The sequence below is a fragment of the Clostridium drakei genome, assembly GCF_000633595.2.
Lineage (GTDB): Bacteria > Bacillota > Clostridia > Clostridiales > Clostridiaceae > Clostridium_AM > Clostridium_AM drakei.
This window is the reverse complement of the sequence record NZ_JIBU02000076.1, coordinates 1-14,635: the sequence shown is the minus strand read 5'-3', so window position 1 is coordinate 14,635 and position 14,635 is coordinate 1. Positions and strand designations below refer to the sequence as shown.

Below are 14,635 nucleotides of genomic sequence, written 5' to 3'. Positions count from 1 at the left end.
CGAGTTTGACAAAGTTCTTAGGTTTTCCAAATCTTCAAGCTTTAGAATAATTAAAACATTTAGCCGTGATGAAACACTTATCATATATCACGGAGTAAAAGTTAAAATCCAAACTTCCACTGCACCTTTGCGTCGTAATATACTTATGTTAAGTATTAAAGACAAGAGTTTAAATATTATATGAGCATTTTAGAATCATGTCTATTTGGAATCTTTACTATCCTTAGTATCAGATTTAGTAGTATCATTATTACTATTAACTTTGCTCTGCAATTCGTCAAATCTTCTCATGACTTCTTTGCAGGTATCCTGACAAATTTGAGGTAAATCACTATTTGTTGCTTTTTTAAAATCAAAGCCAGCTTCTTTAAAGCCTTTTTCTACTGCATCTCTCATTTGCTGAAGTTTATTAGGGTCATCTCCTGCTAGAGCTTTTGCCATAGTCATAATATGATCTGCTACTGCATTTACAGAATATGCACCTCCTTCTGATATTGCTTTTTGAGCACCTTCTGGAGTTGTTGCTAGTGGTGGGTATGCATTTTCTAGAGAACCGAATATTTTAGTAAGCAAGTCTGAAGTTGATTTTGACATTCCAGGAATTCCACTTTCGGTAGATTTTCCAAGAAGTTTATTTTGATTAGATATTGTGTCATTTATAAATTTTTTTATAAGCTCTGCTTTAGAATTTTGCTCATTTTCTTTTAGAGCTGCAATTTCATCTGTGGAAAGTTTATTTTTTACGGGCTTATAAGTAGAAGGTTTTGTAGTGTTTTCTGTGGATTTAACAAATTTATCTGTTTCTAAATTTTGAGTCTTATCTTTAGTTTTTTCAGCATCACTGGATTTATTGTCTGATTTCTTAGTATCATCTTTAGAAGTGTAAATTGATGTGTTAATACTTTTAACTCCTGTAATATCCATATTAACATATTCCCCCTTTGTTTTTTACTATTATTTATTTTATCGTTCAACTATGAATATTATTAATGATTAATCCAAAATTAACCATGGAATTATTTTCCTTTAAAATGATACATTGAAATGTTAAAAAAACATGATAAAATAAGACATATATACTATATCATTGAATACAATAATGTGTAATTTTATCTTATGATTATCATTTGTAGGATTGCTACAATATTTAGGTGAAATAGTAAGAATCTTGAGGTTTAGGGTTTTTGAACTGTTATATAATAGCTGGTATGTATATTGGATAAGGCCTTTTAAGACTCAGAGGATAAATTCTTTAAATGACATTTTATAAAAATTCTGCTTTGGAAAGAAGTATTCCTTCTAAGTAAATTTTTTCTGAGTCTAAGGATGCTTTGATTGGAGTGGAATTATATTGAATTTATTTTTAAGAATAGATAACAATATTATTGCAATTGTTGTATCTATTATATTTTTAAGAAATATAACAAATTCTCTTGATAAAAAAGAGATAAAAAATAGAATTTTTGTTATTATTTTTATAATAAATACTGTACAATTATTTATTGAAACATCAACATGTATAATAAATAAACAGCCCTATACATGGTTAATACCCATAAGTGCCATGTTACATATTTTTTTATATATATTAGGACCTATAGTTACATATATGTGGTATGTTTTTGCTAATTTGTGGGTAAATAAAAACAAGAACTACAAATGGAAAAATAACATAATCTTTTTATCACCTATAGGTTTAAATATTCTTTTAGCAATTTTAAGTCCATTTTTTAAATTGGAATTTTATATTAATAAATTTAATGTATATCAAAGAGGTTTTTTGTTTTTTGTTCCTTCTGCTATATCATATTTCTATTTGTTATGTGGCTTTATAATTATTTATACTAATAGAAATAAACTCACTAAAATAGAGTTCTTACCTTTACTTCTATTTGGAGTATTTCCATCAATAGCAAGCCTTATCCAAATAATGATTTATGGACCATTGCTTATGTGGAGCTCAATTGCTTTTTCTTTAATTATTCTTTATTTGTATATACAACAGCAAATGATACATATTGATCATTTAACTGGGGCATGGACACGTGATAAATTTTATAATTATTTAAACTATAGAATTAAGCAAAAAAAACCGAAAAATTTTTCAATAGCATTTATAGATCTTAATGATTTTAAAAAGATAAATGATACTTTTGGACATAATGAAGGAGATAACGCTTTAATAAATGTAGTTCATATAATTAAAGATATATTGAAGAGAGAAGATTTTATTACTAGATATGGTGGGGATGAATTTGTTTTATTTCTTAATGTGGATAGTGAACAACAGGTAGAGGAAATAATTAATAAAATTTATGATTCTTTAGCTGAGTATAATAAAAATTCAGGGTTGAAATATAAATTGAATTTAAGCTGTGGTTATGAACTTTATGACTTTAATAAATATATGACTGCTGATGAGTATATTAGTCATGTAGATAAACTTATGTATAGAGATAAAAAAATCAAAAAGTTAAAGAATAAAGTATCAATTTGATATAAATATAAGATAGTCTATTATTTTTAATACTTATATTTTAAATAGATATTTCCAAATATAAATTGTATAATGTTTATAGGGCATGAAATGTGCAATTACAATGTTTTTACAAGTGTTTTGAACTGAATTTTGACATTATAAGTTAGGAGGATACAAAGGTGAGAAAAATTATAAAATTAAATCCTATTTTTAAAGAGAGAGTTTGGGGAGGTACGAGGCTAAAAGAATACTTTGGATATGATATACCAACAGATCAAACAGGAGAATGTTGGGCTATTTCAGGCCATAAGAATGGTGATTGTACTATAAAAAATGGTGAGTTTAAAGGAAAGACTTTATCATGGCTATATGAAAATCATAGAGAGTATTTTGGTGATATTAAGGATAAAGAATTTCCTCTTTTAGTAAAGTTAATAGATGCCTCTAATGATTTATCAATACAGGTACATCCAGATGATGAATATGCAAATTCCGAGGAAAATGGAGAGATGGGAAAAACGGAAGCATGGTATGTTATAGATTGTAATGAAGATACTTTATTAGAATATGGACATAATGCAAAAACAAAAGAACAATTAATTGAGTATGTTCACAATGAAGAATGGAAAGAATTACTAAACTTTCGCAAAATAAAAAGTGGAGACTTTTTCTATATACCTTCAGGCACAGTTCATGCAATATGTAAAAATACATTGATATATGAAATACAACAATCTTCAGATGTAACTTATCGTGTTTATGATTATGATAGAGTAGATAAGAAGACTGGTGAAAAGAGACAGCTTCATGTACAAAAAGCTATAGATGTAATAAAGGTACCTGATGAATGTAAGGACAGTATAGTTCCATTAGTTGAAGAAAAGAGCGGATATATAAAAACTGAATATGTAAATTCAAAATATTTTAAAACTGTAAAAATTCAAGTAAATGAAGTTGCACATTTAGAATATAAAAGTAAATTTGCATTAGTTACTGTATTAGATGGAAGTGGATCTTTAGATAATGAAAAAATACAAAAAGGTGATAATTTTATATTGCCATTTGCTTATGATAATTTTGATGTTAGTGGGAAAGTAACATTTATTATTTCAAGTATGTAAATATAATTACTAATCATTCAATTTTAGCATATACAAAATTTTAAGTTAATATAATAAACAAAATGCTGCACAACTTTTTCAGAGGACAATGAAGGATGTTTTTTCAAGTAAGGAGAAAACATCCTTCATTGTCCTCTTTTAATTGTTAATTGTCCTATGAAAAATTGTGTCGTATTATGATTATTATTCAAATTTTAAATAGATATTTGTAAGTATAAGTTATATAATATAAACAAGTTAGAAAATATATGAAATTACAAATGTTTTGAAAAAAATTCTTGCATGAATGGATTTTTATTATGATTATCTCACATTATATAAAAATAAAGTATAATAATTTCATTACTATGTAAGGTGGTGGTAAGATGAAAAAGAAGAAATATTCAATAAGATTTGCTATTAATCTTTCATTTATCATACTCATAATAATTATCTTTAGTTTAATAGCTTATTTTGGTTTTTTCAGTTGGAAATCGGCTAAAGAAAATATTCTTACCAAAATTAATAATGATACAAATAAAGATATATTAAATAATGTAGAAAATTTTATAAACAATCCATTATATATTAATGAAACAAATCATAATTTAATTCAAAGCGAGATAGTAAATCTGAAAGATAAGAAAGAACGTGAAAAGTATTTTTCAGGAGTAATTAAGTCAAGTAATAATCAAGTGTATAGTTTTAGCTATGGTATGGAAGATGGAGAATACTATGGAGCACGAAGAAATATTAAAAATGAAATTGAGATCATTGAAAACAATTCTGAAACGAATGGTAAATCACGATATTATTCTGTTACAAATGACTTAACTTCGGGAAAGTTAGTAGATGAAACTGAAAAATTTGATCCTCGTACAAGAGATTGGTATAAATCTGCAAAAGAAAAACAAAAACCAGTATTTTCACCAATTTATAAGCATTTTGTAATGGATGATTTAGCTATTTCGGCAGCATATCCTATCTACAATAAAAATGGTATTTTACAAGGAGTTCTAGGAACACACATTATTTTTTCAGGAATAAATAATCATTTGAGAGAAATTGCGAAAAATAAAAATGCAGATATTTACATTTTGGAAAGAAGCACTGGGCAATTAGTTGCAAATTCACTTAAACAACCTAATTTCAAAAATTTGGGAAATAACAAAACAAAAAGAATAAATATTGAAGAAATTGATAACAAGCCAATAACGGAATCATATGCAAATTATAAAAAGAATTTAAAAAATTATTTTTTAATAAATACTAAAAATGATAAATTTCATGTTACATTTACTGATTATAAGAAAGAAGGTATAGATTGGATAATTATAACCTCTATTCCTGAAAGTCAATTTACAGCTGTAATGTCAAAAAATATTAATGCCTTTGTGCTATTGTCAATTATTATACTTGTTTTATCAATATTAATATATATTAAAAGTACAGGAAATGTACTTAAACCAATTTATAATTTAATAGATGCCACAGAAAAATTTTCAAAGGGGGATTTTTCTTATAGGGCGAAGGTTTACAAAAATGATGAAATTGGAAGATTATCAAGTTCATTTAATAATATGGCAGAACAATTATATATGCTTATAAACAAACTTGAAGAAAAGGTGGAAGAAAGAACAATAGAATTAGAAAAGACAAATATTATATTGAAGGATAAGGAAAGAAGCATACGTCTTCTTTTGAATTCTACTGCTGAAGCTATATATGGTATTGATATAAATGGAAATTGTACTTTTTGTAATGCTAGTTGTTTAAGAATACTTGGATATGAAAATGAAGAGAAATTAATTGGGAAAAATATGCACTTGTTACTTCGTGCTAAAAATTTAGATGAGACAATTTCTAATGTTGATGAGTGTAAAGTCTTTAATGAATTTAATAAAGGTGAGTGTATACATGTAGATGATGAAGTATTTTGGAGATCAAATGGAACGAGCTTTCCTGTGGAATATTATTCCTATCCACAATATTCCAATGGTAAAATTATTGGTGCAGTAATAACCTTTATGGATATTACTAAGCGTAAGAAATCAGAAGAAGACATTATCTATTTAAGTTATCATGATCAATTGACAGGTTTATATAATAGGAGATATTTTGATGAAGAATTAAATCGAATAAATAATGAAAGTAGTATTCCATTGTCTATTGCTATGGCAGATATGAATGGATTAAAGCTTGTAAATGATTCTTTTGGGCATGCTGTAGGAGATAAGCTCATAAAGAAAGTAGCAGAAATAATGAAAAAGGGATGCAGAGATAAAGATGTTGCTATTAGATTAGGTGGAGATGAGTTTGTTATTTTAATGCCAAATACTGAAATGCATGAAGCAGAAAACATTATTAATGGTATTAATGATATGGCATTAAAAGAAAAGGTAGAATCAGTTGATATATCCATTTCTTTTGGATATGCAACTAGAAAAAGTACTAAAGAGAGTATTGATGAAATACTTAAAATTGCAGAAGATAGTATGTATAAGAAAAAGCTTTTTGAAAGCCCAAGCATGAGAAGTAAGACAATAAATACTATAATTAGTACCTTGCATGAAAAAAATAAGACAGAACAAGAACATTCATATAGAGTTTCAGAACTATGTAAGCAGCTTGGAGAAGCTATAGGTATGTCTAAAGTAGATATAGAAGAACTTAAAACAGCTGGATTACTTCATGATATAGGTAAAATAGCAATAGGTGAATGTATTTTGAATAAAAAAGGAAAACTTACAGATGAAGAATGGGAACAAGTAAAAAAACATTCAGAAGTAGGATATAGAATATTAAGTACGGTAAATCATATGTCGGAAATGGCTGAATATGTATTGTACCATCATGAAAGATGGGATGGAGGAGGTTATCCTAAAGGCATAATGAAAGAAGCAATACCTCTTCAATCAAGAATCATAGCTATAGCTGATTCTTATGATGCAATGATAAGCGAAAGAGCTTATAGAAAGCCTTTATCAGAGGAAGCTACTATAGATGAATTAAGATCTAATGCAGGAACTCAATTTGATCCAGAGCTTGTAAATGTATTTATTGAAAAAGTATTAGGAAAATCATTTAAATAAAATTTAAATTGGTTGCTGATAGATATGATTGTTCAAATTCAAAATTTTAACTTAATGTAGTAAGCAAATTGTAATATATTTTTTAGAAGACAAATTGCTCTTTGTCTTCTAAAAATGATTTGCAATATGTCTATATAGTATTATATTATCTTATATAATCATGATTGAGAATATTATAATATTTAAAAACACTAAATTGTTAATTTTAAGATTTGTAATAATATTTTGAAAATAATTATTAAGTAAATGAAAAATGGGTCGAAAAAATACTATATTAAGTAAATAGTAATAAGTAGTGGAAAAACCGATACAATTTTGCTATTTAAATCATTTCAAATTTAACATAATCTTTGAATATGCATATCAGTGCTTAGCACATCAGTTAAGCATAAAATATTAATTTTTAATTTTGAGTAAGTCAGTTAAGGCTATATAGTTTTAGCATGATTATACTCTAGGAATTCCATAAAAGATTTTTAATAGTTAAAGATGGGAAGTGTTAACAATGGTAAATACTTAATAAATCATAAATATACCACTTGAAAATACAGTATAAAATTACATTTTGCAAAAGTTAGGGAGGTATAATAATGAAATGGTTTTCGGATTTAAAAATTAGTGTAAAATTGATGTTTGGTTTTATAGCAGTAGCATTAATGTATGCGATAAGTGGAATTTATGTTATTAATCAGTTAAGTCTTTTTTCAAACCATGGTACTGTTGATGTTAACCAATCTGTAATTACAATGATTATCTTTGTTATCATAATATCCATTCTAATTGGATTTTTCATTTCAAGATCAATTTCAATCCCACTTAAAAAAATATTATATGTAATTCAAGAAATGGATCAAGGACATCTTAATGAAAGAGTAAAAATAGATTCTAATGATGAAATAGGACAAATATCTAAAGCAATGGATAATTTTGCGGATGAATTGCAAACAAAGGTTATTGGAGTAATGAATAGTATCTCCCAAGGAGATATGAATATGGATATAACTGAAAAAAATAAGAAGGATGAAATAGCTCCAGCCTTAAAGAAAACTGTAGAATCTATAAAATCTTTAGTAGAAGATATAAATATGCTATCTCAGGCTTCTTTGGAAGGTAAGTTTGAGGTAAGGGTAAATGAATCTAAACATCAAGGAGAGTATAAAAAAGTTATAGAAGGAGTAAATGGAACCTTAGATACAGTAGTCGATAAGGTTGTATGGTATGAGGCTATTATAGATGCTATTCCTTTCCCAGTTCATGTAACAGATAATGATATGAAATGGACATATATGAATAAGGCTTTTGAAAAGCTTATGATTGAGCAAGGAGTTGTTAGGGAACGTAAATCTGGATATGGGCTAGCATGTAATCATGCGGGTGCTAATATTTGCAATACCGAAAATTGTGGAATAAAGCAGCTGCTTAGAGGTAAATCAGAAAGTTTCTTTGATTGGTGTGGTATGAATAATAAGCAAGATACTTCATACCTAAAAAATAAAAAAGGTGAAAATGTTGGATATGTTGAAGTTGTAACAGATTTGACACCTATTATTAGAGTGTCTGATTATACAAGAAATGAAGTTAAGAGGCTTGAAGAAAATTTAAAACTGTTGTCAAAGGGAAATACTAATTTTGATTTTAACATCAAAGAAGCAGATAAATATACTGTAGAAGTTAATAAACAGTTTGAAGGAATAAATAATAGTTTAAAAGATGTTAAAAATGCAGTTGATGGACTTGTATGTGATGCATCAATATTATCTGAGGCAGCTCTTCAAGGTAAATTAAATACTAGAGCAGATGCTGAAAAACATCATGGAGATTTTAAAAGGATAGTAGAAGGAGTAAATGCTACTCTTGATTCAGTAATAGGACCATTAAATGTTGCAGCAACCTATGTAGATAGAATAGGTAAAGGAGATATACCATCCAAGATAACAGATGATTATTCTGGAGATTTTAATGAAATAAAGAATAGTTTAAATAACTGTATAGATAATTTAACTTTATTATTAAAAGATGTAAATATGTTGTCAGAAGAGGCTGTAGAGGGTAGATTTGAAACAAGAGCAGAAGCAGTGAAACATCAGGGAGATTTTAAAAAAGTTATAGATGGTATAAATGGAACCTTAGATACAGTAGTTGATAAAGTTGTATGGTATGAAGCTATTATAGATGCTATTCCTTTCCCAACTCATGTAACAGATAATGATATGAAATGGACATACATGAATAAGGCTTTTGAAAATCTTATGATTGAACAAGGAGTTGTTAGAGATCGTGAATCTGGTTATGGATTAGCATGTAGTCATGCAGGTGCTAATATTTGTAATACTGAAAAATGTGGAATAAAGCAATTACTTAGAGGAAATTCGGAAAGTTTCTTTGATTGGTGCGGTATGAATAATAAACAAGATACTTCATACTTAAAAAATAAAAAAGGTGAGAATGTTGGATTTGTTGAAGTTGTAACGGATTTAACACCTATTATAAGAGTTAGTAATTATACAAAAAATGAAGTCAATAGACTTGAAGGAAACTTAAAATTGTTATCACAAGGAAACACTGAATTTGATCTTAATATTGAAGAAGCAGATAAGTATACTGTAGAGGTTAATAAACAGTTTGAAGGAATAAATAATAGCTTAAAAGATGTTAAGAGTGCAGTAGATGAACTTATATCAGATGCTTCAATGTTATCTGATGCAGCTCTTGAAGGTAAATTGAATACTAGGGCAGATGCTGAAAAACATGGAGGAGATTTTAAAAAAATAGTAGAGGGTATAAACCATTTAGTTGAAGCTGTAGTGAAACCTATTAAAGAAGTTACTAATGTTATGAGTGAAATTTCAAAGGGGAGTTTGGATGTTTCTGTTAATGGAGAGTATAAAGGAGAATTTTTGGTATTAGCACAATCTGTAAATAGTACAGCTGGAGATTTGAGGCATGTCATTCAAGAAATATCAGGCATTATAGGAGAAATATCTGATGGTAATCTTGCTATTGAACATGTAAAAGAATTTAAAGGAGATTATATAAGTATTTCCAATTCGCTAAATAGAATATTAGATTCCTTAAATGATATAATTGGTGAAATGAATACTGCTGCAGAGCAGGTATCTACAGGTTCTAGTCAGGTTTCAGATGGTAGCCAAGCATTATCACAAGGAGCTACAGAACAAGCCAGTGCCATTGAGGAGCTAACTTCTTCTATAACTGAAATTGCATCACAAACAAAAGAAAATGCAGCTAATGCAAATGAAGCAAATGAATTATCTCTAAAGGTAAAAGAGAATGCAGAACAAGGTAATATAGCAATGGCTGAAATGCTTAAATCTATGGCAGAGATAAATGAATCTTCAGCTAATATTTCAAAAATAATAAAGGTAATAGATGAAATAGCTTTTCAAACTAATATATTAGCACTTAACGCAGCAGTGGAAGCGGCAAGAGCAGGTCAACATGGTAAAGGCTTTGCTGTAGTTGCCGAAGAAGTAAGAAATCTTGCAGCAAGAAGTGCCAATGCAGCTAAAGAAACTACAGCACTTATTGAAGGTTCAATAGATAAGGCTGAAAAGGGAACTGAAATTGCCAATGATACAGCAAAAGCTTTGTATGAAATAGTAGATGGTGTATCAAAGGTAACTACTCTCATAGCAGAAATAGCAGCATCTTCTAATGAGCAGGATACTGGAATTTCTCAGATAAATTTAGGCCTTGAACAAGTGTCACAAGTGGTTCAGACAAATTCAGCAACAGCAGAAGAAAGTGCAGCAGCAAGTGAAGAGCTTTCAAGTCAATCGGAAATTCTTAAAGATATGGTTTCTAAATTCAAACTTAGAAATGTGAATATGAATTTGGTTAAAAATGAAATAAATTCACATAAAAATAGAAATATGAATAATCGACAAATGAATTTATCTTTTAAAGAAGCAGCTATTGCATCAAATAAACCTAAAATTGCACTTAGTGATAAGGAGTTTGGCAAGTATTAAAATATTAGTTGTCATATAAAAATGCACAGCAAAAGCTAATTTGCTGTGCATTTTTGAAGTTTATAATGACAATATTAATGAATGTTTTATACAATGTATTTAAAAGTAAATTTATAGATTTAGACATATTAAGAAGAACTTATCATAGTATACATTTGTACTTTGATAAGCTCTTTTTTTAATAAATAAATTATATACTTGAATTTAAAGATTCAGCTAGTTCTAAAGATGCATCTATTTTTTTCATAATATCCTCTATATATTGTTTATGATTTTCTATTACTACACCAGTTTTATTGACACCATTTTCTACTGATTCCATTCCACTTCTTATACTATTTAGTATAACTTCTATTTTTTTTGCAGAATCTACACTTACCGAAGCTAATTTTCTTACTTCGTTAGCAACTACAGAAAAGCCTTTACCTTGTTCACCTGCTCTTGCTGCTTCTATGGCAGCATTTAAACCAAGTAAATTTGTTTGATTTGCTACAGTTCTTATAAAGCTCAAAATATCATCAGTTTCATTAACTTTCTCCTTTGATTTAGAAGAGGATTCAAGCAAGGAACCAGAGGTTTCTACAAGAGAATTCACTTGTGATGATAAATTATGAATTCCACCAGATAATGCTTCTATGTTATTTATTAAGTCTTTAGCTATATTTTTAAACTTATCTGAATTCATGATATTTATTTTTTTATCATAACCCATTTTTGATAGAGCGTTGGCGAATATAAAAATTAAGTTAGCTGCAGATTCTATTTTATCCCTTGGTACAATTGGAATTTTTCTTAGTGCATTTATGTATTCATCTTCATTAACACCTATTTCTTTAGCTATTTTTTTAAATTTTTCTTCATCAGGAGGAGCATCCAATACTTGTCCACCTACTATAGAACCTATTTGAATACCATCCACAACAATAGGGGCTGCAAAATCCACTAAACCAGCATGACAACTGTAAATAGCAGGTTTATTAGTTTTTGAAGCTGTTCTTCCACCTTCAATATCACAGCTTATACATCTTTTATTGCCTTCTATTGAGCCTCTGGTATATTTCATACAAAAGTCTGAAAAATTACTAGGAGATGTAACATTACCTTCTTTGTTATCTACGGAAATACTGGCCATACCCATTGCTTTTGCAAAGTTATCTTGAAATTGTTGCAATAATTTTAAATCAATAAGAGAACTTATAGTAAAATTAAAATTATTTTTAGAATCCATAGTTATCAACCTCCAAGAATAATGTAATTTAGAATTATTAGTATTACTATATTGTTGTGTTTAAAATAATATTTTCCGATAATATTGACAATATGAAAAATTAAGTATAATATGAAATTTCATAATTTATTACACTAATTATACAATAATGTAGATTATTACACAAGTTATAAATTTAATATAATTTAATTTTATATTAATTATGACATGCTTTGATATCATTTACATTATGTTGCAATATTTTCTTAAAAATAAAATTTTTGTAAAATATTTTGATATAAAATTGAATGAAAATTATCATTATAGAAATATAAATTCAATAAAAAATTCATAACTATTGAAAAAATATAATAACCGGTATACAATATAATCATGCTAAATGCAATATTAATTTATGAAAAGTATAGATTACTTTTGCATTAAAAAGTAGTTGTATTTGCAAAATTTAGTACGACTATTATGAAAAACATTAAAGAGTAGGGGGAATTAATATGAAACTTAATGAAAAAATTGATGGGTTAAAGGAAGAGCTTATTAAAGCAAGTCAAGAAGTAGTAAAAATTAAGAGTATTGAAGAAGAAGGAAAAGCAGGTATGCCTTTTGGTGAAGGTGTATCAAAAGCACTTGACAAGGCACTTGAAATTTCAGCTTCTCTTGGATTTCATACATATAAGGAAGAAGAAGGTTATTATGGATATGCAGAATATGGTGAAGGTGATGATTATGTAGCTGTTCTTGGTCATATGGATGTTGTTCCAGAAGGAGATAACTGGATTTATCCGCCATATGGAGCAGAAATTCATGATGGTAAAATGTTTGGAAGAGGTACATTAGATGATAAGGCTCCAACAATGGCAGCACTTTTCGGATTAAAGGCTATAAAAGATCTTAATATGCCACTTTCAAAGAAAGTAAGAGTTATTTTTGGAACTAATGAAGAAACTGGAAGTTCTGAAATGCATGTGTACAATAAAAAGGAAAAGTCTCCAGTAGCTGGATTTACACCAGATGCTATGTATCCACTTATAAATGCAGAAAAAGGTATAAGAAGAATTCATGTTGTTAAGGATTTAAATTCTTGTGATTGTGGTATTAGTATTAAGTCATTAAAAGGTGGAATAAGACCTAATATGGTTCCAGATAAATGTGAAACTGTAATAGCTGCAAAGGATACAGAAGGTATTGTTAAAGCAGTAAAGGAATTTGCAGATAAAATGGGATATAATATGAAAGCTGAAATTGTAAATGGAAATGTAGTTATTCATACATTTGGAGTATCAGCACATGGAAGTATGCCTGAGCTCGGAAAAAATGCTGTAATGCATACATTCCAGTTTTTAGGAACAATTCTTAAAGATGGCTGTGATCTTGCAGATTATGTTAATTTCTTTAACAAAAGTGTTGGATTAGAAACAGATGGTACATCACTTAAAATAGCATGTGAAGATAAACCATCAGGAAAACTATCATTAAATGTTGGAGTTGCTGATATTAATGAAGAAAAAGCAGATATGTGGATAGATATAAGATATCCTGTTACAGCTAAAGGTGAAGAAATTATGAATACCCTTTCTAAGGAAGTTGATCAGTGCGGTGCTAAAATAGAAAGAGTTGAAGCTCAAGATCCTCTTTATTATGCAGAAGATAGTGACTTGGTTAAAACTCTTCTTAAGGTTTATACTGAACAAACAGGTGAAGAAGGAAAAGCTTATGGAATAGGTGGAGGAACTTATGCTAAGGAACTTCCTAATATAGTTGGGTTTGGACCAATATTCCCAGGAAAACCAGATTTGGATCATCAAGCTAATGAATATATTGAGATTGATGATCTTATAATGAATGCTAAAATATATGCTCATACAATATACGAACTTGCTAAATAAATAGTTTTTACAAAGTGAGTTATATTTAAAATTTTTGTAATATAAGATTTGGATATAGTAGTTATGAAAATCACTGTCAAGTTTATTAGAATTTAATAAATTTTGACGGTGATTTTTTATATGCTACTTCTAAACACAGAAAATTTTAATTTATATAATAGCATAGTGTGAAAATTTAGTTATATATTATTATGAAAATATTATATAATGATAGGGAGTCTTATCAAAACATGTTATAATTGAATATATAAATTCATAATAATTAATATGATGGAGGGGAATGGTAAATGTTAGAGTGGAAAGATAAATATTCTATTGGTGTAGAATTAATTGATGAGCAACATAAGCATCTTTTTGAAATAGGCAATAAAGCAGTTAAATTATTAAAAAATGATTTTTATGTGGACAAGTATGATAAAATTATTGAAATAATTCAAGAATTATGTGAATATACAGAGTTCCATTTTAAAGCTGAAGAAGGTTATATGTTAAAAATAGGTTCAAAGCAATATGAAAGCCAAAAAATCGAGCATGATATTTTTATAAAAAAGATAAATTCTGTAGATTTTAATAATATAGATAATGATCAACAAAAGTATCTTGAGGACTTACTTGCTTTTGTTTTTAACTGGATTATTGATCATATATTACAAAAGGATAAGTTAATAAATGAAAACTAAATTTTTCATAATGAATATTGTTTAGATTTACAAAACAAGCATATTACGACGCAAAGGTGCAGTGGAAGTTTGGATTTTAACTTTTACTCCGTGATATATGATAAGTGTTTCATCACGGCTAAATGTTTTAATTATTCTAAAGCTTGAAGATTTGGAAAACCTAAGAACTTTGTCAAACTCG

The 14,635-nt window shown here is 27.9% G+C and carries 9 protein-coding genes; 7 read left to right on the top strand and 2 right to left on the bottom strand.

Annotated features, from left to right (window positions below):
* Positions 1–184: hypothetical protein (locus EG57_RS26935; RefSeq protein WP_207642549.1), on the top strand; the 184-nt coding region annotated here is incomplete at its 5' end.
* Positions 185–201: 17 nt separating this feature from the next.
* Here the strand turns inward: EG57_RS26935 and EG57_RS0224115 are convergent.
* Positions 202–924 carry a hypothetical protein gene (locus EG57_RS0224115; RefSeq protein WP_032079628.1) on the bottom strand — a complete coding sequence of 241 codons (723 nt, stop codon included), beginning with the start codon at positions 922–924 and terminating at the stop codon, positions 202–204.
* A gap of 427 nt (positions 925–1,351) precedes the next feature.
* On the opposite strand from EG57_RS0224115, the gene EG57_RS0224110 reads away from it, so the two are divergent.
* The 4 genes from EG57_RS0224110 to EG57_RS0224095 all read left to right on the top strand — a co-directional run bounded on the left by EG57_RS0224110 (position 1,352) and on the right by EG57_RS0224095 (position 10,663).
* A complete protein-coding gene (locus tag EG57_RS0224110; protein ID WP_032079627.1) occupies positions 1,352–2,497 on the top strand; it encodes a GGDEF domain-containing protein in 1,146 nt (381 codons plus the stop codon).
* Positions 2,498–2,658: 161 nt separating this feature from the next.
* Complete coding sequence (manA, locus tag EG57_RS0224105) at positions 2,659–3,600, top strand: mannose-6-phosphate isomerase, class I (RefSeq protein ID WP_032079626.1); 942 nt, start codon at positions 2,659–2,661, stop codon at positions 3,598–3,600.
* Between the two features lie 365 nt (positions 3,601–3,965).
* Positions 3,966–6,671, top strand: a complete 2,706-nt coding sequence (locus tag EG57_RS0224100) for an HD domain-containing phosphohydrolase (protein ID WP_032079625.1) — start codon at positions 3,966–3,968, stop codon at positions 6,669–6,671.
* 590 nt (positions 6,672–7,261) lie between these two features.
* A complete protein-coding gene (locus EG57_RS0224095; RefSeq protein WP_032079624.1) occupies positions 7,262–10,663 on the top strand; it encodes a methyl-accepting chemotaxis protein in 3,402 nt (1,133 codons plus the stop codon).
* Positions 10,664–10,853: 190 nt separating this feature from the next.
* Here EG57_RS0224095 and EG57_RS27365 read toward each other — a convergent pair whose 3' ends face one another.
* Complete coding sequence (locus EG57_RS27365; protein WP_032079623.1) at positions 10,854–11,891, bottom strand: PocR ligand-binding domain-containing protein; 1,038 nt, start codon at positions 11,889–11,891, stop codon at positions 10,854–10,856.
* 491 nt (positions 11,892–12,382) lie between these two features.
* Here EG57_RS27365 and pepV point away from each other — a divergent pair, with 491 nt between their 5' ends.
* A complete protein-coding gene (gene pepV, locus EG57_RS0224085; protein WP_032079622.1) occupies positions 12,383–13,774 on the top strand; it encodes a dipeptidase PepV in 1,392 nt (463 codons plus the stop codon).
* Positions 13,775–14,061: 287 nt separating this feature from the next.
* Positions 14,062–14,454, top strand: a complete 393-nt coding sequence (locus EG57_RS0224080) for a bacteriohemerythrin (protein ID WP_032079621.1) — start codon at positions 14,062–14,064, stop codon at positions 14,452–14,454.
* The last annotated feature ends 181 nt before the right edge of the window (positions 14,455–14,635 follow it).

Excerpts from the sequence above, each read along its gene's own strand:
- EG57_RS0224095 (WP_032079624.1), top strand. The coding sequence starts at position 7,262 with ATGAAATGGTTTTCGGATTTAAAAATTAGTGTAAAATTGATGTTTGGT.
- EG57_RS0224080 (WP_032079621.1), top strand. The coding sequence starts at position 14,062 with ATGTTAGAGTGGAAAGATAAATATTCTATTGGTGTAGAATTAATTGAT.
- EG57_RS0224115 (WP_032079628.1), bottom strand. The coding sequence starts at position 924 with ATGGATATTACAGGAGTTAAAAGTATTAACACATCAATTTACACTTCT.
- pepV (WP_032079622.1), top strand. The coding sequence starts at position 12,383 with ATGAAACTTAATGAAAAAATTGATGGGTTAAAGGAAGAGCTTATTAAA.
- EG57_RS27365 (WP_032079623.1), bottom strand. The coding sequence starts at position 11,891 with ATGGATTCTAAAAATAATTTTAATTTTACTATAAGTTCTCTTATTGAT.
- EG57_RS0224100 (WP_032079625.1), top strand. The coding sequence starts at position 3,966 with ATGAAAAAGAAGAAATATTCAATAAGATTTGCTATTAATCTTTCATTT.